21 protein-coding genes are annotated in these 25,654 nt (G+C 70.1%); 14 read left to right on the plus strand and 7 right to left on the minus strand.

Going from position 1 to position 25,654, the window contains the following annotated elements:
* Window positions 1-20 precede the first annotated feature (20 nt).
* The 3 genes from NON00_RS12560 to NON00_RS12570 all read right to left on the minus strand — a co-directional run bounded on the left by NON00_RS12560 (window position 21) and on the right by NON00_RS12570 (window position 3,949).
* A complete protein-coding gene (locus NON00_RS12560; RefSeq protein WP_256021411.1) occupies window positions 21-1,421 on the minus strand; it encodes an HlyD family type I secretion periplasmic adaptor subunit in 1,401 nt (466 codons plus the stop codon).
* Window positions 1,418-3,226 carry a type I secretion system permease/ATPase gene (locus NON00_RS12565; protein WP_256021413.1) on the minus strand — a complete coding sequence of 603 codons (1,809 nt, stop codon included), beginning with the start codon at window positions 3,224-3,226 and terminating at the stop codon, window positions 1,418-1,420. The genes NON00_RS12560 and NON00_RS12565 overlap by 4 nt, the downstream gene beginning before the upstream one ends.
* Window positions 3,227-3,535: 309 nt before the next feature.
* On the minus strand, window positions 3,536-3,949 hold the full coding sequence (locus tag NON00_RS12570; protein ID WP_256021415.1) for a GtrA family protein: 414 nt from the start codon (window positions 3,947-3,949) through the stop codon (window positions 3,536-3,538).
* Between the two features lie 124 nt (window positions 3,950-4,073).
* Here NON00_RS12570 and NON00_RS12575 point away from each other — a divergent pair, with 124 nt between their 5' ends.
* From NON00_RS12575 to NON00_RS12640, 14 genes are all read left to right on the plus strand, one after another.
* Window positions 4,074-5,666 carry an ABC transporter substrate-binding protein gene (locus NON00_RS12575; RefSeq protein WP_256021418.1) on the plus strand — a complete coding sequence of 531 codons (1,593 nt, stop codon included), beginning with the start codon at window positions 4,074-4,076 and terminating at the stop codon, window positions 5,664-5,666.
* Window positions 5,667-5,979: 313 nt separating this feature from the next.
* The gene (locus NON00_RS12580; protein WP_256021420.1) at window positions 5,980-7,572 is read left to right on the plus strand and encodes an ABC transporter substrate-binding protein; all 1,593 of its coding nucleotides are present in this window, start codon (window positions 5,980-5,982) and stop codon (window positions 7,570-7,572) included.
* 401 nt (window positions 7,573-7,973) lie between these two features.
* Window positions 7,974-9,587 (plus strand): ABC transporter substrate-binding protein, encoded by a 1,614-nt coding sequence (locus NON00_RS12585; protein WP_256021423.1) that lies wholly within the window; start codon window positions 7,974-7,976, stop codon window positions 9,585-9,587.
* A 9-nt stretch (window positions 9,588-9,596) separates the two neighbouring features.
* Window positions 9,597-10,538, plus strand: coding sequence for an ABC transporter permease (locus NON00_RS12590; RefSeq protein WP_256021424.1), 942 nt, complete (start codon window positions 9,597-9,599; stop codon window positions 10,536-10,538).
* Window positions 10,535-11,461, plus strand: coding sequence for an ABC transporter permease (locus tag NON00_RS12595; protein WP_370688710.1), 927 nt, complete (start codon window positions 10,535-10,537; stop codon window positions 11,459-11,461). The genes NON00_RS12590 and NON00_RS12595 overlap by 4 nt, the downstream gene beginning before the upstream one ends.
* Window positions 11,462-11,465: 4 nt before the next feature.
* Window positions 11,466-12,458 (plus strand): ABC transporter ATP-binding protein, encoded by a 993-nt coding sequence (locus NON00_RS12600; protein WP_256021425.1) that lies wholly within the window; start codon window positions 11,466-11,468, stop codon window positions 12,456-12,458.
* Window positions 12,455-13,525, plus strand: a complete 1,071-nt coding sequence (locus NON00_RS12605) for an ABC transporter ATP-binding protein (RefSeq protein WP_256021427.1) — start codon at window positions 12,455-12,457, stop codon at window positions 13,523-13,525. Before NON00_RS12600 ends, NON00_RS12605 begins: the two co-directional genes overlap by 4 nt.
* Window positions 13,526-13,863: 338 nt before the next feature.
* Window positions 13,864-14,367, plus strand: coding sequence for a (2Fe-2S)-binding protein (locus NON00_RS12610; RefSeq protein WP_256021429.1), 504 nt, complete (start codon window positions 13,864-13,866; stop codon window positions 14,365-14,367).
* 82 nt (window positions 14,368-14,449) lie between these two features.
* The gene (locus tag NON00_RS12615; RefSeq protein ID WP_256021431.1) at window positions 14,450-16,855 is read left to right on the plus strand and encodes a xanthine dehydrogenase family protein molybdopterin-binding subunit; all 2,406 of its coding nucleotides are present in this window, start codon (window positions 14,450-14,452) and stop codon (window positions 16,853-16,855) included.
* A 12-nt stretch (window positions 16,856-16,867) separates the two neighbouring features.
* Window positions 16,868-17,659 carry a xanthine dehydrogenase family protein subunit M gene (locus NON00_RS12620; RefSeq protein WP_256021434.1) on the plus strand — a complete coding sequence of 264 codons (792 nt, stop codon included), beginning with the start codon at window positions 16,868-16,870 and terminating at the stop codon, window positions 17,657-17,659.
* Window positions 17,660-17,774: 115 nt separating this feature from the next.
* A complete protein-coding gene (locus tag NON00_RS12625) occupies window positions 17,775-19,037 on the plus strand; it encodes an FAD-binding oxidoreductase (RefSeq protein WP_256021437.1) in 1,263 nt (420 codons plus the stop codon).
* Between the two features lie 80 nt (window positions 19,038-19,117).
* Window positions 19,118-19,909 carry a cold shock domain-containing protein gene (locus tag NON00_RS12630; RefSeq protein WP_256021441.1) on the plus strand — a complete coding sequence of 264 codons (792 nt, stop codon included), beginning with the start codon at window positions 19,118-19,120 and terminating at the stop codon, window positions 19,907-19,909.
* Window positions 19,910-20,080: 171 nt separating this feature from the next.
* A complete protein-coding gene (locus NON00_RS12635) occupies window positions 20,081-20,785 on the plus strand; it encodes a hypothetical protein (protein WP_256021444.1) in 705 nt (234 codons plus the stop codon).
* Between the two features lie 106 nt (window positions 20,786-20,891).
* Window positions 20,892-21,881 (plus strand): tripartite tricarboxylate transporter substrate binding protein, encoded by a 990-nt coding sequence (locus NON00_RS12640; RefSeq protein WP_256021446.1) that lies wholly within the window; start codon window positions 20,892-20,894, stop codon window positions 21,879-21,881.
* Window positions 21,882-22,070: 189 nt separating this feature from the next.
* Here the strand turns inward: NON00_RS12640 and NON00_RS12645 are convergent, their stop codons facing one another.
* The 4 genes from NON00_RS12645 to NON00_RS12660 all read right to left on the minus strand — a co-directional run.
* Window positions 22,071-22,676 (minus strand): response regulator transcription factor, encoded by a 606-nt coding sequence (locus NON00_RS12645; protein WP_256021448.1) that lies wholly within the window; start codon window positions 22,674-22,676, stop codon window positions 22,071-22,073.
* A gap of 2 nt (window positions 22,677-22,678) precedes the next feature.
* Window positions 22,679-23,857 carry a sensor histidine kinase gene (locus tag NON00_RS12650; protein WP_256021451.1) on the minus strand — a complete coding sequence of 393 codons (1,179 nt, stop codon included), beginning with the start codon at window positions 23,855-23,857 and terminating at the stop codon, window positions 22,679-22,681.
* Window positions 23,858-23,874: 17 nt separating this feature from the next.
* Window positions 23,875-24,285 carry a response regulator transcription factor gene (locus NON00_RS12655; RefSeq protein WP_256021453.1) on the minus strand — a complete coding sequence of 137 codons (411 nt, stop codon included), beginning with the start codon at window positions 24,283-24,285 and terminating at the stop codon, window positions 23,875-23,877.
* A gap of 19 nt (window positions 24,286-24,304) precedes the next feature.
* Window positions 24,305-25,654: sensor histidine kinase (locus NON00_RS12660; RefSeq protein WP_256021455.1), on the minus strand; the 1,350-nt coding region annotated here is incomplete at its 5' end.

Genomic DNA, 25,654 nt, shown 5'->3' on the forward strand with positions numbered 1-25,654 from the left:
CTGGGTTCTCCTGGGCGGGCTTATTGTTCGTGGAAGGCGCGGTGGAAGCTGTCGAGCACCGGCTGGATCAGATAGCGCAGGAAGCTGCGGCTGCCCGTCTGGATATGGGCCTCCACCGGCATGCCGGCGTGGAGGGTGACATGTTCCAGCCGGGCGAGCTGGTCGGGGTCGATGACGACCTGGACGCGGTAGCTGCTGGCGCGGGTGCGGTCATCCACCGTCACGTCGCTGGCGACGTAGCTGACATGGCCGTGCAGATAGGGCACCAGCCTCTGCTTGAAGGCGGGCAGGCGCACCTCGGCCAGCAGGCCGGGATGGACCGAATCGATGTCGTGCGGCATCAGCTGCACCTCGGCCACCAGCCGGTCGCGCGCGGGGACGAGTTCCATCACCGGCTCGCCGGGGCGGATGACGGCGCCGATATTGAAGAAGCGGCTGCCCATGATGGTGCCGTCCTCCGGCGCCAGGATCTCGCGGCGGGTGGCCACGTCCTGCGCGCCGCGCAGGCGCTCGGCCGTCTCGTGCAGGCGGGCGCGGTTCTCGCGCGCCTCGGTGGAGATTTCGGCCAGGCGCTGGTCGCGGGCCTGGCGCATCTGGTTGCGGGCTTCCAGCGCGCCGGCCTGGGCGCGCTCCACCTGCCCGGCGAGGTCGGCCATGTTGCCTTCCAGCGCCGCGACGTTGCGCTGGAGCTGGAGCAGGCGGGGCATGCGCTCCAGCCCCTGGCGCACGAGGTCGACGACGCTCTGCTCCTCCTGCCGGATGAGGGCGAGCTGGCGGCGCTGGCTGTTGATCTGGCCGAGGGAGGAGGCGGTGGCGGCGTCCTGCTGGGCGATGCGCGCCTCCAGCACCTGGAGCTGGCTTTGCAGCGCGGTCTGCCGCGCGGCGAAGAGGGTGCGCTGGCCGTTCATCAGCTCCAGAGCGCGGGTGTCGGTGCTGTCGCGCAGCTCGGGCGGGAAGAGGATGGCGGGCAGGTCGGCGGCCTCGGCGGCGAGGCGCGCATCCTGGGCCAGCAGGGCCCAGTATTGCCCGCGCAGGGCTTCCAGCCCGCTGGTGGACTGTGCCTCGTCCAGCCGCATCAGCACCTGCCCGGCTTTCACGGCATCGCCGTCGCGGGCCAGGATCTCGCGGACGATGCCGCCCTCGAGGTGCTGGATGGTGCGGCGGTTGCCCTCGGCGCGGATCTGGCCCTGGGCGATGGCGGCTTCCGCCAGGGGCGCCAGGGCGGACCAGCCGCCGAAGAGGCCGAGGAAAAGCGCCAGCGCGCCCAGGCCGAAGAGCATTGTGCCGCGGGTCTGCGGCCGCTCGGCCAGCAGGTCCGGCGCCAGGGGGGGCGCCAGGGGCGGCAGGGCGGGGCGGGGCGGGGCGGGGGCCGGCTGTTCCTGCGGCGGGGCGCCGCCGGGGGGCAGGGTGGTGACGCTCATGCCGCGTCCCCCGGCTTCTGGCCCGCCAGCCGCAGGCCCGGCTGGGCCTGGCCCTGTGCGGGGGCCTGTGCTTGTGGCTGTGCTTGTTGCTGTGCTGGGGCCTGGGCGGCCGCCTGGGCCGGGGCGGTCTCGGCCGGGCGCGGGCCCATCAGGCGCTTCAGCACCTCGGCGCGGGGGCCGAACATGTCCACGGCGCCCTCCTTGAGCAGCAGCACCTTGTCCACCCCCTGCACCAGCGCCGGGCGGTGGGAGACGAGGACGACGGTGCAGCCGCGCGCCTTCAGCGCATCGAGCGCGCGCTGCAGCGCGGCCTCGGCATCGCCATCCAGGTTGGAATTGGGCTCGTCCAGCACCACCAGCTTCGGCGCGCCGAAGAGCGCGCGGGCGAGGCCGATCATCTGCCGCTGCCCGCCCGAGAGATGCGCCCCGCCCTCGCCGATCTCGGTGTCATAGCCCTGGGGCAGGCGCAGGATCATCTCGTGGCAGCCGGCGAGTTGCGCGGCCTCGAACACCGCCTCCGGCGCCGGCTCGCCCATGCGGCCGATATTGGCGAGGACGCTGCCCTCGAACAGCTCCACATCCTGCGGCAGGTAGCCGACATGGCGGCCGAAATCCTCGCGCTTCCAGGCATAGACATCGGCGCCGTCGAGCCGCACGGCGCCGGCGCCGGCGGGCAGGGTGCCGATCAGCAGGCGCAGCAGCGTGGTCTTGCCGGCGGCGGAGGGGCCGATGATGGCGAGGCTCTCCCCCGGCTCCAGCGCGAAGCTGACGCCCTTGATGGTGGGCACCTGCTGGCCGGGCTGGGCGAAGCTGACGCGCTCGGCCACCAGCCGGCCACTGGGCTCGGGCAGGGCCATGCCGGGCGGGCGGATGCGCGGCTGGGCGAGGAAGCCGGAGAGGCGCTTCAGCGCCTGCCGCGCCTGCACGAGGCCCTTCCAGCCGCCGATCATCTGCTCCACCGGCGCCAGGGCGCGGCCCATGATGATGGAGCCGGCCATGGAGGCGCCGGAGGTCAGCTCCTGCCGCAGCACCAGCCAGGCGCCGACGCCCAGGATGACGACCTGCACGGCGAGGCGGAAGAACTTGGTGGTGGCCAGCAGCAGGTTGGCACGGTCCGCCGCGTCCTGCTGCGGCGCGGCGCTTTCGGCCGTGCTCTGCTGCCAGCGGCGCATCACCGCGGGCGCCATGCCCATGCTGTCGATCACCTCGGCATTGCGGGCGAGCGAATCGAGGCGGCGCTGGCTGGCCAGGCTGGCATTGCCGGCGCGCTTCAGCAGGGCGCCCGTCGCCACCTCGTTCAGCAGGGTGAGGGCGAAGAGCAGCACCGCGCCGCCGAGCGCCACCAGGCCCATCAGCGGGTGGAGCAGGAAGATGGCGCCGAGATAGACCGGCACCCAGGGCACGTCATAGACGGCGAGCGCCCCCGGCGAGCCGAGCCAGGAGCGGCAGAAGGCGAGGTCGCGCAGCGCCTCCATGCGGTAGGGGCGGCCGCGCAGCTGGGCTTCCAGCGCGCGCTCGAACCCCTCCGGCGCGATGCGCGATTCGATCCAGCTGGCGCAGCGCTGCATCAGCCGCCCGCGCACCCCCTCCAGCACCGCCAGCAGCAGCAGGGCGGCGAGCGCGATCAGCGTCAGGAACAGCAGCGTGTCCATGTTGCGGGTGGCCAGCACCCGGTCGAACACCTGCATCATGTAGAGCGAGATGGTCAGCTGGAGCAGGTTCACCACGCCGCTGAACAGCCCGACCGCGACGAATTCCCGCCGGCAGGCCGCGATGGCGCGCGACAGCAGGGTATGCCCCGGCATACCGTGTCCCGGCATACCGTACCTGGGGGCGCCGGGGCCGCTGATGGGGGGCAGGCTCACCGCGGGCGGTCTCCGGCGGGGCGGCTGCCTCCGGCAGGGCGGCGGAGGACCGGCACGGAGCGGACGGGGCAGGGCTCGGGCATGGCCGGTGGCTACTCCACAGGACGAGGATCCGCCAGCAGGGTGTGGCGGCGATGCCCTAGGTTACCGGATCGGAAACGATTGGGCATATGCCAAGTTTCAGCATCAACCCTGAGGAGAGGATTACCAGCGGGGGGCTCCTGCGCCTCAGTCCGGGTGAAATCCCCTTCAGGCGGCCCCGAAGACCAGGCGCCGGCTGAGCAGGAAATTGCCCGCCATGCCGGCCAGGGCGCCCGCCGCCACGGCCAGGGCGGGCCAGGCGGCGGCCAGCGGCCAGAGCGCCACCAGCGCGGCATAGGTGCCGTAGTTCACCGCGAAGCCCAGCAGGTTGACCAGCAGGAACATCAGCCATTGCCGCCCCGCCGGGCGGGGGGGCGCGGCGCGGAAGGTCCAGGCGCGGTTGAGCGCCCAGTTGCTGCTCGCCGCCACGAGGTAGGAGAGCACCCGCCCGCCATAGAGCCCCGCCCCGAGCCCGAGCGCGAGATGCAGCACCGCCGCATCCACCACCACGCCGCTGCCGCCCACCACGGCGAAGCGCAGCAACTGGCCCAGGAATGCGGCAGAAGGGGCGGGAGGTGTCATGGCCGCGGGCATAGGCGGGCGCGGGGGCATTGCCAAGCCGCCACTTCCCCCCTTGCGCGGGGGCGGGCGCTCGGCTTCCCTCTGCGCCAGAGAATTGGGGCGAAGCCTCCGGGGAGACCGAGATATGTTCCGACGCCAAATGCTGACTGGCGCCGCAGGCCTTGCGGCCGCGAGCGCCCTGCCGCGCTTCGCCATCGCCCAGGGCAGCGCGCAGCGCGTGCTGAAATTCATCCCGCAGGCCGACCTCGCCGTGGCGGACCCGATCGTCACCACCGCCTATGTCTCGCGCAACCACGGCTTCATGGTGTGGGACACGCTCTACGGTTACGACCAGGACTACAAGCCGCAGCCGCAGATGGTGCAGGGCCACACCGTCGAGCAGGACGGCAAGCTCGTCACCATGACGCTGCGCGACGGGCTGAAGTTCCATGACGGCGCGCCGGTGCTGGCGCGCGACTGCGTGGCCTCCATCCAGCGCTGGGCCAAGCGCGACGCGCTCGGGCAGGTGATGGTCACCGTGCTCGACGAACTGTCGGCGCCGGATGACAAGACCATCCGCTTCGTCTTCAAGAAGCCCTTCCCGCTGCTGTTCGAGGCGCTGGGCAAGCCGGCCACGCCGGTCTGCTTCATCATGCCGGAGCGTCTGGCCAAGACGGACGCCGCCGTGCCGGTGAAGGAGATGATCGGCTCCGGCCCCTTCCGCTTCAAACAGGATGAGCGCGTCCCTGGCGCGCGCATCGTCTATGAGCGCTTCGCTGACTATGTGCCGCGCGCCGATGGCGCGGTGAGCTGGACGGCCGGCCCGAAGAAGGTGAATGTCGACCGCGTCGAGTGGATCGTCATGCCGGACGCCGCCACGGCGGCCAGTGCGCTGCAGAATGGCGAGGCCGACTGGTGGGAGCAGCCGCCGGGCGACCTGCAGGACCTGCTGCGCCGCAACCGCAACGTCACCCTGGAGATCCAGGACCCGACGGGGCTGCTCGGCATCGCCCGCTTCAACCACCTGCACCCGCCCTTCAACAACCCGGCCATCCGCCGCGCCCTGCTTGGCGCCATCAACCAGGCGGATTTCATGAGCGCCGTGATCGGCAGCGACAACAGCCTGTGGCGCGACAAGGTGGGTGTCTTCACCCCCGACACGCCGCTGGCCAATGATGCCGGCATGGAGGCGCTGACCAGCGCCCGCGACTATGAGAAGGTCAAGCGCGAGCTGGCCGCCGCCGGCTACAAGGGTGAGAAGGTGGTGCTGATCGCCGCCTCCGACTTCCCCTCGCTGAACGCGCTGGCGCAGGTCGGCAACGACATGCTCAAGAAGTGCGGCGTCAATGTCGAGTTCATCTCGACCGACTGGGGTAGCGTGGTGCAGCGCCGCGCCAGCAAGGAGCCGCCGGAGAAGGGCGGCTGGAGCATGTTCTTCACCTTCTGGGCCGGTGTGGACATGGCCAACCCCGGCGTGCAGCAGGCGCTGCGCGGGCATGGCCAGGCGGCGTGGTTCGGCTGGCCCACCGCGCCCAAGCTGGAGGAGCTGCGCACCGCCTGGTTCGATGCCCCGGACCTCGCCGCGCAGCAGGAGATCGCCAAGCAGATCCAGCTCCAGGCCTTCCAGGATGTGCCCTATCTGCCGCTCGGCCAGTATTTCCAGGCCTGGGCCTATCGCCGCAACCTGACCGGCGTGCTCAAGGGCCTGCCGATGTTCTGGAATGTGCAGAAGGCTTAAAAAGAGAATCTTCTTTTTCTGAAGAAAAAGAAGCAAAAAGACTTTTCCAGAAAGCGTCCCGCCTCCGGCCTGAGGCGGGACGCCAACTGACAAAAAGTTTTTGGTTCTTTTTCAAAAATAACATTTCTTTTTGTTCATTTTTTAATCTGACTGCATGAGCCATGGGCAGGGACGCGGCCGGGGGATCTCCTCCGGCCGCTTTTTCGTGCGGGTCCTGGCTTGCGGGGGCGGCGCGGGCGGGCTTCCATCGCGGCCAGAGACTTCACGGGGCCGAACAGGCCAAAGGCCGGCGGCCCGCACCGGGAGACGAAGGATGAAACGACGCAGCCTCCTGGCCGGCGCCGCCGCGGGTGCTGGCCTTGGCGCCCTGCCGCGCTTCGCCGTGGCCCAGCCCGCGCAGAACCGCGTGCTGAAATTCGTGCCCCAGGCCAACCTCACCAGCCTGGACCCGATCTGGACCACCGCCACGGTCACCCGCAACCACGGCTACATGGTCTATGACTGCCTCTATGGCACGGACGAGGATTTCGCGCCCCAGCCGCAGATGGCCGAGGGCGCGAGCTTCGAGGAGGGCAACCGCCGCGTCACCATCACGCTGCGCAGCGGGCTGAAATTCCATGATGGCGAGCCGGTGCGCGCCGCCGATGTGGTGGCCAGCCTCGCGCGCTGGATGAAGCGCAGCCCGATGGGCCAGAAGCTGGAAAGCTTCACCGACGAGCTGGCCGCCCTCGATGACCGGCGGCTGGTGTTCCGGCTGAAGCGGCCCTTCCCGCGGCTGCTGCACGCGCTGGGCTCGGCGGCCTCGCCCGCGCCGGTGATCATGCCGGAGCGGCTGGCGAAGACGGACCCGTTCCAGCAGGTGAAGGAGGCCATCGGCTCCGGCCCCTTCCGCTTCAGGGCCGACGAGTACAACAGCGGCAGCTTCATGGCCTGGGAGCGCAACCCGGACTACAGCCCGACGCCGGTGGGCCGCCCGAGCCTGACCGCCGGGCCGAAGCGGGTGCATTTCGACCGCATCGAGTGGCACATCATCACCGATCCCTCGACCGCCGCCGCCGCGCTGCAGAATGGCGAGATGGACTGGGTGGAGCAGCCGCCGCCGGAACTGCTGCCGCTGCTGCGCCGCAACCGCGCGCTTGCCGTGGAGAAGATGGACCCACGGCCGAATGTGGCGATCCTGCGCTTCAACCACCTGCACCCGCCCTTCGACAACCCGGCGATCCGCCGCGCCATGCTGCCGGCGATCAGCCAGGCGGATTTCATGGTGGCGATCGTCGGGCCGGAGCCGTCGGAATGGGTGGAGAATGTCGGCATCTTCACCCCCGGCACGCCCTTCGCCAGCGAGGGCGGGCTGGCGCCGCTGCAGGGGCCGCGCAGCGTGGAGCGCGCCAGGGCGCTGCTGAGGGAGGCGGGCTACACCAACCAGACGGTGCGGCTGATCGGCCCCACCGACATCCTGGCGCCGACGGCGATGACGCAGGTCTGCGCCGATCTCTACCGCCGCCTGGGCCTGAACCTTGATGTGGTGCTGACGGACTGGGGCACCACGGTGCAGCGCCGCACCTCGCGCGAGCCGGTGGAGAAGGGGGGCTGGTCCACCGTGCTGACCAGCTTCTCCTCCTTCGAATTCGCCGACCCGGCGGGGCATTTCCCGCTGCGCGGCAACGGGCTGGGCGGCTGGCCCGGCTGGCCGACCAGCCCGCGGCTGGAGGCGCTGCGGGATGCGTGGTTCGAGGCGGGCGACGTGGCCGAGCAGAAGCGCCTGGCCGCCGAGATGCAGGTGGTGGCGATGGAGGAGCTGCCCTTCGTCCCGGTCGGCGCCTACTACAACAGCACCGGGCTCAAGCGGAACCTGGTGGACCGGGTGCCGGGCTTCGCCCTGTTCTGGAATCTGCGCCGCGCCTGAGGGGGCGTGCGGGCGGGCGGGCGGCGTGGAACGATTCCGCGCAGCCCCTGCCGCAGGATGAGGCAGTCCTTTCCCGCCCTGGCCCCGGCGTATCGCCCTGCGATGGCGTGGGCGGGGCTGTGGCGCGGGGCAGGGGGCGGGCCCGCCGCGCGGCCGGCTCTTTCGGGGGGTGGCTTGAACAGGGGTGCGATCCGGCGGATGCTGACCCGCGAGAGAGGCATGCATCCCTCCGCCGGAACCCGGGCCGGTTTTTGGAACAACGGGAAAAAAACGCCGGAGCCCCCCGCGCGTGGCACGCTACGTGCCGGGGAAGGCGCCGGCAGGCCGCGGAAACAGGGCGCGGCCGGACTGGATGAACGGGAGCGCGGCCCAGGCGGCCGCATGGTGGGAGACGAGGGACAATGACGATCGAGCGCAGGTCTTTCCTCAAGCTGGCGGCCGGCACCGCGACGCTGGGCGGCATGGCGGCGGGTGGCCTTTCCGCCCCGGCGCTGGCGCAGGGGGCCGCGGCGCGCACGCTGCGCTTCGTGCCGCAGGCCAACCTCGCCAATTTCGACCCCATCTGGGGCACGCAGTATGTCGTCCGCAATGCCGCCATGCTGGTGTGGGACACGCTCTACGGCCTGGATTCCAAGCTGGAGCCGCGCCGCCAGATGGTGGAGAGCGAGGCGGTCTCGGCCGATGGGCTGACCTGGACCTTCAAGCTGCGCCCCGGCCTGAAGTTCCATGACGGCGCGCCGGTGCTGGCGAAGGACGCGGTGGCGAGCCTCGCGCGCTGGGCGGTGCGCGACCCGATGGGGCAGATGATCCGCGCCATCCAGAACGAGCTGGTGGCGGTGGATGACAGCACCTTCCGCTGGTCGCTGAAGAAGCCCTATCCGAAGATGCTGCTGGCGCTGGCGAAGAACAACGCCCCGTGCAGCTTCATCATGCCCGAGCGCATCGCCAAGACGGACCCGTTTCAGCAGATCAGCGAGTATATCGGCTCCGGCCCCTTCCGCTTCGTGCGCGAGGAGTGGGTGCCGGGCGCCAAGGCCGTCTTCGCCAAGTTCGACGGCTATGTGCCGCGCGACGAGGCGCCGGACTGGATGGCGGGCGGCAAGAAGGTCTCGGTGGACCGTGTCGAGTGGGTGATCATGCCCGACCCGGCCACCGCCGCCTCCGCCCTGCAGAATGGCGAGGTGGACTGGTGGGAGAACCCGATCTCCGACCTCGTGCCGCTGCTGAAGCGCAACCGCAACATCAATGTCGACATCGCCGACCCGCTCGGCAATATCGGCAGCTTCCGCATGAACCACCTGCACGCGCCCTTCAACGACCCGCGCGCCCGCCGCGCCGTGCTGATGGCGATGAGCCAGGAGGACTACATGCGTCCCCTGGCCGGCGACGACAATTCGCTGTGGAAGGAGAGCGCCTCCTTCTTCACCCCCGGCACGCCGCTCTACACCGAGGCGGGGGGCGAGATCATGAAGGGCAAGCGCGACTATGAGGCGGCGAAGCGCCTGCTGGCCGAGGCCGGCTACAAGGGCGAGCCGATCACCCTCGTGGTGGCGCAGGACCAGCCGATCACCAAGGCCTTCGGCGATGTCAGCGCCGACCTGCTGAAGCGCATCGGCATGAATGTCGACTTCGTGGCGACGGACTGGGGCACGGTGGGCAGCCGCCGCGCGCTCAAGACCCCGCCGAGCCAGGGTGGCTGGCACATCTTCCACACCTGGCATGCCGGCGCCGACTGCATGAACCCCGCCGCCTATACGGCGATCCGCGCCAATGGCGATGGCGCGTGGTTCGGCTGGCCGAAGAACGACACCCTGGAGGGCTATCGCGACGAATGGTTCGCCGCGCCCGACCTCGCGGCCGAGAAGGCGGCCATTGCCAAGATGAACAAGGAAGCGATGGATTTCGGCCTGTTCGCGCCGACCGGCTTCTTCCTGTCCTACCAGGCCTGGCGGAAGAACGTCTCCGGCGTCGTGAAGGCGCCGATCCCGTTCTTCTGGGGCGTCACCAAGAGCTGATCGAAGAGAATGTTCGCCTACATCGTCCGACGTGTCCTGGCGACCATCCCCGTGATGGCGATCGTCGCCTTGTTTGTCTTCAGCCTGCTCTACATCGCCCCCGGCGATCCGGCGGCGGTCATCGCGGGTGACCAGGCCACGCCGGCCGATGTGGAGCGCATCCGCGCCAGCCTCGGCCTCGACCGCCCCTTCCTGGTGCGGTTCGGGGAATGGGTGTGGCGCATCCTGCAGGGGGATCTCGGCGTCTCCATCTTCACCAACCTGCCGGTGACGAAGATGATCGCCCAGCGCATCGAGCCCACGCTCTCGCTGATGATCTTCACCCTGATCCTGGCGATCTCCATCGCCGTGCCGATGGGCGTCGTCGCCGCCTGGAAGAGCGGCACGCTGATCGACCGCGCGGTGATGGCCTTCGCCGTGCTCGGCTTCTCCGTGCCGGTCTTCGTGGTGGGCTACCTGATGGCCTACTACTTCGCCCTGGAACTCGACTGGTTCCCGGTGCAGGGCTACACGCCGATCGCCAACGGCTTCCTGCCCTGGATCCAGAACCTCGTCCTGCCCGCGGTCTCGCTCGGCGGCGTCTATATCGCGCTGATCGCCCGCATCACCCGCGCCACCATGCTCGAGGTGCTGCAGCAGGACTATATCCGCACCGCCCGCGCCAAGGGCGCGGGGCAGGCCACCATGCTGTTCGTCCACGCGCTGAAGAACGCGGCGGTGCCCATCGTCACCGTCATCGGCATCGGCATCGCGCTGCTGATCGGCGGCGCCGTCGTCACCGAGAGCGTCTTCGCCATCCCCGGCCTCGGCCGCCTGACGGTGGATGCCATCCTGCGGCGCGACTACCCGGTGATCCAGGGCGTCGTGCTGCTGTTCAGCTTCGTCTACGTGCTGGTCAATCTTCTGATCGACCTGAGCTACACCCTGTTCGACCCGAGGATCCGGTATTGAGCACCTCCATCCTGCCCCCGGGGGCCGTCTCGCCGGAGGGCGTCGCCAAGGCGGCGCCCATGCCGGACATCATGGCGCCGAAGAAGGCCCGCAAGGGCTTCCTCGGCTACCTGCTGCGCTACCCGACCATCGGCATCGGCGGCTTCCTGCTGCTGCTGATGCTCTGCGTCGCCGTCTTCGCGCCCCTGCTGTGGACGACGGACCCGACGGCGCTCGCCCCCGCGCTGCGCACCCGCGCGCCCTCCGAGCGCTTCTGGTTCGGCACCGACATGCTGGGGCGCGACGTCTATTCCCGCGTGCTCTACGGCACCCGCGTCTCGCTCTCGGTGGGTTTCGGCGTCGCCATCTGCGCCTCCATCGTCGGGCTGACCATCGGCCTGATCTCCGGCTTCGTGCGCTGGGCGGACAGCATCATCATGCGCGTCATGGACGGCATGATGTCCATCCCCTCGATCCTGCTGGCGATCGCGCTGATGGCGCTGACGCGCGGCTCGGTGGGCAATGTCATCCTGGCCATCACCATCGCCGAGATCCCGCGCGTCTCGCGCCTGGTGCGCGGCGTGGTGCTCTCCCTGCGTGAGCAGCCCTATGTGGACGCCGCCATCGCCTGCGGCACCCGCACCCCCGTCATCATCTGGCGCCACATCCTGCCCAACACCCTGGCGCCGATGACCGTGCAGGCCACCTATATCTGCGCCAGCGCGATGATCGCCGAGGCCATCCTCTCCTTCATCGGCGCGGGCACGCCGCCCATCATCCCCTCCTGGGGCAACATCATGGCCGAGGGCCGGGCGCTGTGGCAGGTCAAGCCCTACATCGTCTTCTTCCCGGCCGTGTTCCTCTCCATCACCGTGCTGGCGGTGAACCTGCTGGGCGATGGCCTGCGGGATTCGCTCGACCCGCGCCTGGCGAAGCGGGTGTAAGACCATGGCCCTGCTCGAAGTCGAGAACCTGCAGACGCATTTCCGCACCCCCGATGGCGGCGTGAACCGCGCGGTGGACGGGCTGACCTTCAGCGTGGAGGCGGGCGAGACCGTCGCCATCGTGGGCGAGTCCGGCTGCGGCAAGTCCGTCACCTCCATGTCCATCCTGCGGCTCATCCCCGAGCCGCCGGGCAAGATCGCCGGCCAGATCCGCTTCAACGGCCGCAACCTGCTCGACCTCTCCGACCGCGAGATGCGCGCCATCCGCGGCAACGAGATCAGCATGATCTTCCAGGAGCCGATGACCTCGCTGAACCCGGTGCTCACCATCGGGCAGCAGATCGGCGAGGCGCTGCGCCTGCACCAGGGCCTGTCCAAGGCCCAGGCGGAGGCCAAGGCGGTGGAGATGCTGACCCTCGTCGGCATCCCCGCGCCGGCCAAGCGGGTGAAGGAATATCCGCACCAGCTCTCGGGCGGCATGCGCCAGCGCGTGATGATCGCCATCGCGCTCGCCTGCAACCCGAAGCTGCTGATCGCCGATGAGCCGACCACCGCCCTCGACGTGACGATCCAGGCGCAGATCCTCGACCTGATGCGCGACCTGAAGCACCGCGTCGGCGCCGCCATCGTGCTGATCACGCATGACCTCGGCGTCGTGGCCGAGGTGGCGGAGCGCGTCATCGTCATGTATGCCGGGCGCAAGGTGGAGGAGGCGAAGGTGGCGGAGCTGTTCCGCGCGCCCAAGCACCCCTATACCCAGGGCCTGCTCGGCGCCGTGCCGAAGCTCGGCTCCTCGCTCTCGGGCGAGACGGAGCGGCTGGCCGAGATCCCCGGCCTGGTGCCCAGCCTGAAGCAGAAGATCCAGGGCTGCGTCTTCGCCGGCCGCTGCCCGCATGTCACCGAGCTGTGCCGCGAGGTGGCGCCGGGGCTGGAGGAGAAGGCCCCCAACCACATCGCCGCCTGCCACTACGCGGTGAAGGAGGCCGTGGCGGCATGAGCATGACCATGGGTACCCATCCGCGCCACCGCGCCCCGGCGCGCAGCAGCCAGCCGCTGCTGGAGGTGAACGACCTGAAGAAGCACTTCCCGATCAAGGCGGGCTTCTTCGGCGGCACCACCGGCTATGTCTATGCCGTGGACGGCGTCTCCTTCCACATCGAGAAGGGCGAGACGCTCTCCCTCGTGGGCGAGTCCGGCTGCGGCAAGTCCACCGTGGGCAAGGCGCTGCTGCGCCTCTTCCCGCCCACCGCCGGGCAGGTGGTGCTGGACGGCCAGCGCATCGACGATCTCAGCCAGGGCAAGCTGCGCCCGCTGCGCCGGCGCATCGGCGTGGTGTTCCAGGACCCCTTCTCCAGCCTCAACCCGCGCATGCGGGTGAAGGACCTGCTGGCCGAGCCGATCCGCAATTTCGGCCTGGCCAAGGACGAGGCAGAACTGGAAGAGCGCGTCGCCGGGCTGATGGACAAGGTCCGCCTGCCGCGTGACGCCGTGAACCGCTGGCCGCATGAATTCTCGGGCGGGCAGCGGCAGCGCATCTGCATCGCCCGCGCCCTGGCCGGCGAGCCGGAGCTGATCATCTGCGACGAGGCGGTTTCCGCCCTCGACGTCTCGGTCAAGGCGCAGATCGTCAACCTGCTGCAGGACCTGCAGAAGGAGCTGGGCCTCGCGCTGCTGTTCATCAGCCACGACCTCGCCATCGTCGAGCACATGACGCACCGCGTGGCGGTCATGTATCTCGGCAAGATCGTCGAGATCGCGACGCGGCGTCAGCTCTTCGGCGCGCCGAAGCACCCCTATACCGAGGCGCTGCTCTCCGCCGTGCCGGTGCCGGAGCCGGGGGCGGGGCGCCAGCGCATCGTCCTGAAGGGCGATGTGCCGAGCCCGATCAACCCGCCCAAGGGCTGCCGCTTCCACACCCGCTGCCCCTATGCCTTCGACCGCTGCAGGACCGATGAGCCGGAACTGCTGCAGACGGAGCCGGGGCAGTGGTCCGCCTGCCATCTGCACAGCCTGCCGGCGGAGAAGAACCCGCTGGCGCGCAGCGTGCCGAGTCTGGTGGGTTAAATAAAAAGCCTTCTTTTTCTAAAGAAAAAGAAGCAAAAAGACTTTCTGTCAGTTTGGCGCCCCGCTTCAGGCCTGAGGCGGGACGCTGACTTGGAAAAGTTTTTTGGTTCTTTTTTTCAAAAAAGAACGTGCTGTCTGACGAGGCCGGGGGAGGGCGCTTCCCCCGGCCTTCTTGCATTCCGCCGCTGGATGCGCTCTAATTGCGAATAAATCTCAATCGCGATGAAATCGCGCGGCCCTTCGTCATGCGCATGCTTGACGGAGTGTATAGGCATGGATGACCCTCCCGCCCTGGGACGCCGCGTCGCGCGGCGCCGTCTGCATGGGGGAGACGCGGCATGCCGCAAGTCACGCTGACCGTGAACGGCAAGAGCCATAGCATCGAGGTCGAGGCGCGCACCCTGCTCGTCGAGGCGCTGCGCGAGACGCTGCGCCTGACCGGCACGCATGTGGGCTGTGATACCAGCCAGTGCGGCGCCTGCGTGGTGCATCTGAATGGCGACAGTGTGAAGTCCTGCACCATCCTGGCGGTGCAGGCCGATGGCGGTGCGGTCACCACCATCGAGGGGCTGGCGGCCGAGGATGGCACGCTGCACCCGATGCAGGAGGCCTTCCGCGAGCATCACGCCCTGCAATGCGGCTTCTGCACGCCCGGCATGGTGATGAGCGCCATCGACCTGGTGAACAAGCACCCGCAGGGCCTGAGCGAGGCCGAGATCCGCGAGGGGCTGGAGGGCAATATCTGCCGCTGCACCGGCTATCATAACATCGTCAAGGCGATCGCCGCCGCGGCCGATGTCATGCAGGGCCGCAGCCCCGAGGTGGCGCACGCCGCCGAATAGGCCGGCCCGCCGCCTGTCCGCGACCGGCCGCCATAAGGCCGGCGTGACCAAAGAGAACAAACCGCCTTGGGAGGCGAAGTCCATGAATGTCACCATTCCCTTCGAGGGGATCGGGGCGAGCGTGAAGCGCAAGGAGGATCTGCGCTTCCTCTCCGGCCGCGGGCAGTACACCGATGACATGAACCGCCCCGGCCAGTTGCATGCCTGGATCCTGCGCAGCCCCCATGCCCATGCGCGGATCGATGGCATCGACACGGCCGCCGCCGCCGCCATGCCGGGCGTCGCCGCCATCTACACGGCGCGCGACATCGAGGCGGCGGGGCTGGGCGGCATCCCCTGCGGCTGGCAGGTGACGGGCAAGGGCGGCAAGGTGATGGCCGAGCCGATGCACCCCGTCCTGGCCAGCGGCAAGGTGCGCCATGTGGGCGACCCCGTCGCCGTCGTCATCGCCGCCAGCAGGGCCGAGGCGCGCGACGCGGCCGAGGCCATCGAGGTCGCCTATACCCCGCTGCCCGCCCTCTCCACCATGGCGGCGGCGCTGGCGCCGGGGGCCGTGGCGCTGCACGAGGATGCGCCGGGCAATCTCTGCTTCGACTGGGAGATCGGCGACGCGGCGGCGACGGATGCGGCCTTCGCCCGCGCGCACAGGGTGGTGCGCTTCGAGACCACCAACAACCGCCTGGTGCCGAACGCCATGGAGCCGCGCGCGGCGCTGGGCGACTACGACCCCAACAGCGGCGAGCACACGCTCATCACCACCAGCCAGAACCCGCATGTGATCCGGCTGCTGATGGGCGCCTTCGTGCTGAAGGTGCCCGAGCACAAGCTGCGCGTGGTGGCGCCCGATGTCGGCGGCGGCTTCGGCAGCAAGATCTACCACTATGCGGAGGAGGCGATCGTCACCTGGGCGGCGGCGCGGCTGAAGCGCCCGGTGAAGTGGACCGCCGAGCGCAGCGAGAGCTTTCTTTCGGATGCGCATGGCCGCGACCATGTGACCACCGCCGAGCTGGCGCTGGACAAGGATGGCGTCTTCCTCGGCCTGCGCGTCGCGACGCTGGCGAATATGGGGGCCTATCTCTCCACCTTCGCCCCGGCGGTGCCGACCTATCTGAGCGCCACGCTGCTGGCCGGCGTCTACCGCACCCCGGCGATCCACGGGCAGGTGAAGGCCGTCTTCACCTCCACCGTGCCGGTCGATGCCTATCGCGGCGCCGGGCGGCCGGAGACGACCTATCTGCTGGAACGCCTCGTCGATGTGGCGGCGAAGGAAATGGGGCTGGACCGGCTGGAGATTCGCCGGCGCAATTTCATCCGTCCCGACCAGTTCCCCTACCAGACGCCGGTGGCGCTCCAATATGACAGCGGCGATTACGAGGCGACGCTGAAGGGCGCGGCGGAGGCGGCGGATCTCGCCGGCTTCGAGGCGCGCCGGGCGGCGGCGCGGGCGCGCGGCAGGCTGCGCGGCATCGGCATCTCCACCTATCTGGAGGCCTGCGGCATCGCGCCGTCGAAGCTGGTGGGCTCGCTCGGCGCGCGGGCGGGGCTCTATGAGGTCGCCAATATCCGCGTCCATCCCACGGGCAGCATCTCGGTCTTCACCGGCACGCACAGCCACGGGCAGGGGCATGAGACGACCTTCGCCCAGCTGGTTTCCGAACAGCTCGGCGTGCCGCTCTCCCAGGTGGAGATCGTGCATGGCGACACCAGCAAGATTCCCTTCGGCATGGGCACCTATGGCTCGCGCTCGCTGGCCGTGGGCGGGGCCGCCATGGTCAAGGCGATGGACAAGATCATCGCCAAGGGCCGCAAGATCGCCGCGCATCTGATGGAAGCCGCGGTCGAGGATATCGAGTTCGATCGGGGCACCTTCCGCGTCGCCGGCACGGACCGCACGCGGACGCTGACCGATATCAGCATGGCCGCCTATGTCCCGCACAACTACCCGATCGACGAGATCGAGCCGGGGCTGGAGGAGACGGCCTTCTACGACCCGAAGAACTTCACCTATCCCGGTGGCTGCCACATCTGCGAGGTGGAGATCGACCCGGAGACCGGCGAGGTCGAGGTGGTCGCCTTCACCGCCTGCGACGATGTGGGGCGCGTGATCAACCCGATGATCGTCGAGGGGCAGATCCAGGGCGGCCTCGCCCAGGGCATCGGCCAGGCGCTGATCGAGCACACCGCCTATGATGCCGATGGCCAGTTGCTGACCGCGAGCTTCAACGACTATGCCATGCCGCGCGCCAGCGATCTGCCGAGCTTCGCCGTCTCCACCGCCACCACGCTGTGCACGCATAATCCGCTGGGGGTGAAGGGCTGCGGCGAGGTGGGGGCGATCGGTTCGCCGCCGGCGGTGATCAACGCGGTGGTGGACGCGCTGCGTGACTATGGCGTGACCCATGTCGAGATGCCCGCGACACCGCTGAAGATCTGGTCCATCATCCATGGCAAGAGCGGCGCGGAAAGCCTGCCCGCCGCCGCCGAGTAGGGAAACCGCGCGATGTATGATTTCGCCTATCACAAGCCGTCCAGCATCGCGGATGCGGTGAAGCTGCTGTCCGAGGACCCGGATGCGAAGCCGATCTCGGGCGGCATGACGCTGCTGCCGGCGCTGAAGCACCGGCTGAACCGCCCGACCGCGCTGATCGACCTCTCCGCCATCGCCGAGCTGCGCGGCGTGAAGCAGGAGGGCGGCGCCCTCGTCATCGGTGCGATGACGAAGCATGTCGAGGTGGCGACGAATCCGCTGGTGCTGGGCGCGATTCCCGCGCTGGCGAAGATGGCCGCCAGCATCGGCGACACGCAGGTGCGCAACCGCGGTACGCTGGGCGGCAGCCTGGCCAATAACGACCCGGCGGCCGACTACCCCGCCGCCGCGCTGGCGCTGGGCGCCAGCTTCATCACCGACCGCCGCAGCATTCCGGCCGATGATTTCTTCCAGGGCATGTTCACCACCGCGCTGGAGCCGGGCGAGTTGTTGATTGCCGTCTCCTTCCCGATTCCCGAGAAGGCCGGCTATGCCAAGCTGCGCAACCCCGCCAGCCGCTACGCCATGGCGGGCGTTTTCGTGGCGAAGGGCGGGCAGGGCGTGCGCGTCGCGGTGAATGGCGCCGGCCCCTGCGTCTTCCGCCAGCCGGAGATGGAAGCCGCGCTCGCGGCCAACTGGTCCCCTGAGGCCGTGGCGGGCATCCACCAGTCCCCGGACGACCTGAACAGCGACATCCATGGCAGTGCCGAATATCGCGCGCATCTGGTGACCGTGATGGCCAAGCGCGCCGTCGCCGCCGCCTGAGCCTGGCGGACAGAAAAAAGATGGGGGTGCGGGGGAATTCCTTCCCCCCCACTTTTTCGTTGCAGCGCATGGCGTCATTCTCCCGCCCGGTCGTGTTGACGGTGCGGGGGCGCGGATGACGCAGCATGTGGTGGTGATCGGTGCCGGCATTGTCGGTGCCACGACGGCGCTGGAGGCGCTGCGCGCCGGCTACCGCGTGACGATTCTCGACCCTGGCGCGCCGGGCGGCGAGCAGGCGGCGAGCTATGGCAATGGCTGCTGGCTCTCCCCGCAATCGGTGCTTCCCCCGGCCGTGCCGGGCACCTGGAAAAAGGTGCCGCGTTTCCTGATGGACCCGCTGGGCCCGCTGTCGATTCGCTGGAAGTACTTCCCGCGCGTGCTGCCCTGGCTGCTGCGCTACCTCTGGGCCGGCTGGACGGAGGAGAAGGTTCTCCGTACGGCGCGGGTGCTGCGGCCGCTCCTGGCCGATGGCCCGGCGCGGCATCAGGCGCTGGCCGAGCAGGCGGGCGTCCCTGAGCTGATCTCCCGCAGCGGCCTGATGTACATCTTCCCCGACCGCGCGGCTTATGAGGCGGAGGGGCTGGGCTGGCGTATCCGCCGCGCGGTGGGTCTCACCTGGCGCGAGGTGGAGGAGGACGAGCTCCGCCAGCGCGAGCCGGATCTGGACCGCCGCTACCGCTTCGGCCTGCTGTTCGAGGAGGCGGCCTATTGCCGTGACCCGGGCGCCTATGTGGCGGCGCTGGTGGCGCTGGCGGAGCGGGAAGGGGCGGTGCTGCGCCGCGCCGCCGCGACCGGCTTCCGCATCGAATCCGGCCGGCTGAAGGCGGTGCGCATGGCGGAGGGCGAGATCCTGGCCGACCGTGCCGTGATCGCCGCCGGCGTGCATTCCCGCGCGCTGGCGGCGCAGGTGGGGCACCGCGTGCCGTTGCAGACGGAGCGCGGCTACCACGCCGTGCTGTCCATGCCGGAGGTGCAGCCGCGCATTCCGCTGATGCCCTCGGATGGCAAGATGGCGGTGACGCCGACGGTGGGCGGGCTGCGCGTGGCGGGGCAGGTGGAGATCGCCGGGGTGGAGGACGCGCCGGACTGGCGCCGCGCCGAGATTCTGCGCGACTGGATGCTGAAGGCTTTCCCCGGCCTGCCGCGTGATCTTCCGGCGGAGCGTATCAAATTCTGGATGGGCCACCGGCCGAGCATGCCGGATGGTCTGCCCTGTATCGGAGCCGCGCGGGATTCGGCCGATGTGGTGCTGGCTTTTGGCCATGGGCATGTCGGATTGGTGGGGGGGCCGCGCACGGCGGGGCTGGTCTTGGCAATTTTGCAAGGCAGCAGGCCCGATATTGCGCTGGAACCGTTCGATCCTCGCCGATTCGACTAGCATTCGCAGCGCGGGGGTGCGAGGATGCGGCTGCCGCCCTGCATCCCGCGGGCCGCATACTTTTACGGATATAAGACGCAGTGCTTCCGGATAACGATTCGCAGGGCAGCGCCGGGGCCATCGAGGCCGAGGTCAAGTGGTACAACGGCCGCAAGGGGTTCGGCTTCGTGCTGGGCCCGGATGGCCAGGACGTGTTCTTCCACGCTTCGGCGCTGACCGAGGCGGGAATCGAACCGCCTGAGACCGGCGACAAGCTGGTCTGCGAGATCGGCACGGACCGCCAGGGCCGCCGGCTGGTCACCAAGATTTTCGAGCGGAAGCTGGGTCCGGGCGCTCCGGCCGGTGACCGCCCCCGCCGTGACTTCGGCGGCGACCGCGGTGGCTTCGGCGACCGTCCGCCCCGCCGTGACTTCGGCGACCGTCCGCCGCGCCGCGACTTCGGCGACCGTGGCGGCTTCGGCGGTGGCTTCGGCGACCGTCCGCCGCGCCGCGACTTCGGCGCCCCGGGTGGCTTCGGTGGTGGCTTCGGCGACCGTCCGCCGCGCCGCGACTTCGGCGACCGTGGTGGCTTCGGCGGTGGCGACCGTGGCGGCTTCGGCGCCCCGCGCTCCTTCGGTGACCGTCCGCCGCGCCGCGACTTCGGTGGCCGCGACGAGGGTGGCCCGACCGAGTCCGTCTCCGGCACCGTCAAGTGGTTCGACCAGGTCCGCGGCTTCGGCTTCGTGACCCCCGATGATGGCGGCGCTGACGTCTTCCTGCATTCCTCCGTGCTGCAGCGCGCGGGCAAGCAGGATGTGCAGCAGGGCGAGAAGCTCTCGCTGGAGGTCCGCCAGGGCCAGCGCGGCCGTCAGGCCGTGATCCTGAAGGGCTGATCCCGGCCTTCCGGTTCCGATTCACGGAAGCGTGAGAACCCCCGGCGCCTTGCGGCGCCGGGGGTTTTCCTTTGGTCGTGTTTTGGTTTGTTCAGCCTGTGTTCAGGGCCTTTGGCGCAGGATGCGGCAGAACGCCGTAAGAGACGGCCGAAGGGAACCGCGACGATGGCCATGGACTCCATCTCTCCGATTCCGGCCCCGCAGGCCGGGGCTGGCACCGCCCAGACTGCCGCGCCCCTGCCGGAGCCAACGGAGCGCCTCGACCTGATCCTGACCACGGGGCGCCAGCTCAGCAGTGCCAAGGCCCTGCTCGATGTCATCCGGCAGGTGATGGAGGATGTCGCCGGGCTGAGCGAGGAAGCCGCCCGCATCCTGACGCTGATGAGCGAGCCGGGCCTGCCGGAAAGCTCCTGGTCCAGCGCGCTGCTGCGCTACCAGCATGCCTTCCACGAGATCATGGCGCTGCTGGCGGCCTCGCGGAATGTCGGCGGGGTGCTGCTGCAGGGGGCGGGGGCCGAATCGAACCTCGCCCAGTCGCTGCAGCGGATGAACCGCATCGCCGGGCTGATGCCCCGCGCGCCGCAGGACCGGCACGAGGCCATGCAGGCCGGGCGCCGCTTCGATGTGGTGCGCATGGCGGTCGAGGAGGCGCGGGACAGCTTCACGGTCGAGCGCCATGCCGTCGAGGCCCAGCTGGCCATCAACCTGGAGCAGCTCGATGAGGAGAACGGCACCCTCGGCGCGCTGGAGGATACCGACCTGCTGAAGGAGGCCGCGCGCCTCCAGGCCCTGCAGATCCGCCAGCAGCTGGCCGGGCATGCCATCGGCCTGGGTGCCCTGGTGCCGCGCTGCCTGCAGGATCTGCGCGGGCCCTGATCGCCCTTTCCTGGCGTGACCATCCCGGGCCGCGTGCCGCGCGGTTCCGGGTTTGCGGGGGCGCATCGCACGGCTAGCCTGCCTCTTTCCCGATGGAGGTTGCCGGATGATGCGTCGCTTGCTGCTGGGCCTGGCCATGGCCGGGCTTTTCGCCCCGGTGCTCCCGATGGCGCAGGAAGCCCCCTGGCCCAACAAGCCCATCACCCTGATGGGCGGCTTCCCCAATGGCTCCGGTGTCGACATCTACCAGCGCAAGCTGGCCGAGCCGCTCTCGCGGGCCCTCGGCGTGCCGGTGGTGGTGGATAACCGCTCCGGCGCCGGCGGCAATATCGCCAGCGACATCGTGGCCAAGGCGCGGCCGGATGGCTCTCTCTTCCTCTTCGGCACGGCGGGCACCCATGCCATCAACGCCTCGCTCTACCGCACCCTGCCCTTCGACCCGCTGAAGGACAGCACGCCCATCGCCCATCTGGGCGATGTGCCCAATGTGCTGACGGTCAGCGCCGAGAAGCGCCCGGCCCTCGCCACCTGCCAGGATGTGCTCGCCGCGGCGCGGGCGAAGCCGGGGGCGCTGAACTATGCCTCCACCGGCAATGGCGCCTCCACCCATCTGGCCGGGGCGCAATTCGCCCAGGCGGCGGGGATCGACATCGTCCATGTCCCCTTCCGCGGCCAGCCGGGGGCGCAGACGGCGCTGCTGGCGGGGGATGTGGACCTGTTCTTCAACCAGTCCGGCCCGGCCATCGGCTATATCCGCCAGGGGCAGGTGAAGGGGCTGGCGGTGACCACGCTGCAGCGCCTGCCCGCCCTGCCGGAGGTGCCGACGGTGGCCGAGGCCTGCGGCCTGCCCGGCTTCGACAGCAGCACCTGGTATGGCCTCTTCGCCCCGCCCGGCCTGCCGGCGCCCATCCAGGCGCGGATGAATGCCGAGGTGCAGAAGATCATCACCGCGCCCGAGTTCCGCCAGTGGCTGATCGAGAGCCAGGGCATCACCCCCTCCACCCTGACCACGCCGGCCGAGTTCCGCGCGGTGCAGGAGCGTGACATCGCGCGCTGGGCCGAGGTGGTGCGGCGCTCCGGCGCCCAGGTGGATTGAGCGGCGTTGAGGGGGCTTTGCCCCCTCAAACACCCCCCATTCTTCCCCTTGTGCAGGGGACAGGGTCCCCTGCACCCGCCTTCAGTAGGCGTCCCCTGATGGGTTTCCAAAGGCCTCAGGCCTTTGGTGGGGAGAGTTTGAGAGGGGCGAAGCCCCTCTCAAGGATAGGCGCGCTCTTCTCGAAGGCGCTCACGGCTGGCGCAGCAGTTCCGCCATGCGCACCAGCTCGGCGAGGGATTTCGCCGCCATTTTCTGCATGACCGCGCGGCGGTGGATCTTCACCGTGATCTCGCTCAGCCCCATTTCCCAGGCCACCTGCTTGTTCATCCGCCCCGCCGTCACCAGCGCCATCACCTCGCGCTCGCGCGGGGAGAGGGTGGCGTAGCGGCCCTTGAGGTCGGAGGCGCCGCTCTGCGCGGCGCGGCGCGCCTGGTCGCGCTCCAGCGCATCGGCCACGGCGGCCAGCATGTCGGCATCGCGGAAGGGCTTGGCCAGGAAATCCACCGCCCCGCCCTTCATGGCGCGCACCGACATCGGGATATCGCCATAGCCGGTCATCAGGATCACCGGCAGGGCGATGCCGAACTCGCCGAGCCGGCCATGCAGGTCCAGCCCGTCCATATCCGGCAGCCGCACATCGAGGATGAGGCAGCCCGGCCGGTCCTGCGGCTGCGCGCCGAGGAAATGCTCCACCGAGGGATGCGCCGCCGCCGCCAGCCCGACGGAGCGGAACAGCCGCAGCAGCGCCTCGCGCAGCGCGGCATCGTCATCGAGGATATGGACCAGCGGTTCCATGCTCAGGGCGCCGCCGGCAGCAGGAGGTGGAAGGTGGCGCCGGCGCCCTCGGTGGAGGTGGCCCAGAGCCGCCCGCCATTGGATTCGGCGCAGGCCCGGCAGATGGCCAGCCCGATGCCCAGCCCGCCGGCCTTGGTGGAGAAGAAGGGCTCGAAGACGCGGGCGAGGCGCTCCGGCGCGATGCCGGGGCCATTATCGGCCACCCGCATCAGCACCCCGCCGCGATGCGGCGCGAGGTGCAGCGCCACATGGCGGGGGAGGGCATTGCCCTCCACCGCCTGCGCCGCGTTGCGCAGCAGGTTGGTCAGGATCTGTTGCAGGTGCACGGGGTCCGCCCGCACGGCGGGCAGGTCCGGCGCGGCGTGCAGCGCGGCGGTGGCGCCGGCCACGCGCAGGTCGTGCTCGACAAGGCGCAGCGCATCCTCGGCGGCGGCGCGTGCCTCCAGCGCGGCGGGGCGCGCGGCGTTGCGCGCCAGCAGCAGGCGGGTGCGGTCCACCACATCGCGCGCGCGGAGCGAGTCCTGGATCAGGGCGGTGATGGCGGCCTCCGCCTCCGCCAGATCGGGCGTGGCGCGGCGCAGCCAGCGCAGCGCGGCCTCGGCATTGGTCACCACGGCGGCCAGCGGGTTGTTCACCTCATGCGCGATCGCCGCTGTCAGCATGCCGACGGCCGAGGCGCGGAAGGCGCGGTGGCTCTCGCGCTCCGCCTCGGCCAGCCGCGCCTGATCGGCCTTGTAGTCGGTGATGTCGGCGACGCAGACGAGCAGCCGCGCATAATCCTCCGGCCGGCTGGGCAGCCGCACCATGACGAGGCAGTCGCGCAGCGTGCCATCGGCATGCGGCAGGTGGCTCTCGACGCGCAGGAAGCGCTCGCCGCGCGCCATGGCCGCGACCCAGACCGGAAAGGTGCTGATGGAGGCGGGCACGATCTCGGCGAGAGGGCCGGTCAGCCGCCGCGCCTCCGCCGCGCCGGTGAGGTGCAGCGCCGCCTGGTTGACGCGGGTGATGCGCACCGTGGCGTGCAGCGCCTCCATCAGGCCGGGCGCGGTGCTGAGATGCTCCACCGGCTCCAGCCCGGCGGCGCGCAGCGCGGCGATGGCCTGGCCGACCTCGGACCAGTCCTCTTCCCAGACCGAGATCCCGGCCTGGTCCAGCATGTCCGGTGGCATCTGGGGCGGCATGGGGGGCTGCACCGGCCTCACCCCGCGCTGCCGACGGCGTCGGCGAGGCAGCGCAGCATCGCCGCCGTCTCGAAGGGCTTGGCGAAGAAATGCAGCGCCCCATCGGCCAGGGCCTGCTCGCGGATGGCCTCCTCCGGGAAGGCGGTGATGATGATGACCGGCAGGCCGGGGTAGCGGGCGCGCACGGCGCGCTGGAGTTCCAGCCCGCCCATGCCGGGCATCTGGATGTCGGTGACGAGGCAGTCCGGCCGCTCCCGCGCCGCCTCGGCGAGGAAGGAGGGGGCATCGGCGAAGACGCGCACGCGGTAGCCCACCGAGCGCAGCAGGCTGTGCAGCGCGGTGCGGATGCCCTGGTCGTCATCGACCACGGCGATGACCGGGGTGGCCTCCCGCGCCGGCGCGGGGGGGGAGGGCGGGGTCGCGTCCATCGGCGGCTTTTCCATCGGTTCAGGCCGCGACGGGGAGGGTGAAGTGGAAGACCGAACCGCGCCCCGGCTCGCTCTCCGCCCAGAGCTTGCCGCCATGCGCTTCCACGCAGTTGCGGCAGATGGCGAGGCCGATCCCCATCCCCCCGGGCCGCATCGTCTCGAAAGGCACGAAGATCCGCTCCATCATCGCCGGAGGAATGCCACAGCCGCGGTCGCGCACCTCGGCATGCACCACCGCGCCGCCATCGCGCAGGCACAGGGTGAGGTCGCGCGGGCCCTGGACCCCGGCCATGGCCTGCGCGCCGTTCAGCATCAGGTTGACCAGCACCTGCTGGATCTGCACCGGGTCGGCCAGCACGGGCGGCAGGCCGGCATCGGCGTCGAAATGGACGGAGACGCCATGGCCGCGCAGCTCGCGCTCGATCACCATCACCGCGTCGCGCGCCGCGCGGGCGAGGTCGGTGGGCTGGCGCTGGCGCGGCGCGTTGCTGATGAAGGCGCGGGTGCGCGCCACGACATCGCGCGCGCGCGTCGCATCCTGCACCACATGGGCGATGGCGGCCTCCGCCTCGGCGAGATCGGGCTGCGGCCGGCGCAGCCAGCGCAGGCAGGCCTCGGCATTCAGCACGATGGCGGAGAGCGGCGAATTCACCTCATGCGCCAGCGAGGCCGTCAGCGTGCCGACGGTGATGACGCGCAGCGTCCGCGCCAGTTCCGTCTCCACCGCCAGCAGCCGCGCCTGGGAGGCCTTGTAGCCGGTGACGTCGAGGCAGGTGACGATGATGGTGTGGAAGCCATCGAGGTCCGAGGGCAGCTCGGCGCTGAAGATCGTGTCGATCAGGCGGCCATCGGGGCGGGTGATATGCGCCTCGGAGCGGAAGACCGGCTCGCCCGCGGCCAGGGCGACCAGCCATTGCACGAAGGTCTGGTCGGTATTGGGCAGGATGCGGTCGAGGGGGCCGATGAAGTCGGCCGGGCCGCGCCCGCCCATCATCTGCACGGTGGAGGCGTTGACGTCGCGGATGAGCACCTGCCGGCGCAGCCTGCGCGCCTGCTCGGGATGCGCGGTGAAATGCGCCTGCATGTCGTGGATGCCGGCGCGCTTCAGGGCGATGATGGCGTGGGCGACGGCGCTCCAGTCCTCCTCCCACAGCGAGATGCCGGCGCGCTCGAAGATGGCGCGGGCGCGCCGCTCCGCCTGGCGCAGCCGCCGCGCGAGGAGCAGCGCGCCACCCAGGCTGGCGGCCAGCGCCAGCGCGCCGGCGGAGGCGGCCAGGGGAGAAGCCAGGGGCGACGCCATGGAGAAAGCCGGGGCGCTGGCGGCATGGCTGAGCAGCGCCCCGCCCAGCGCGGCGGCGAGCACCAGCCC

Source organism: Roseomonas sp. GC11 (assembly GCF_024437745.1).
GTDB lineage: Bacteria > Pseudomonadota > Alphaproteobacteria > Acetobacterales > Acetobacteraceae > Pseudoroseomonas.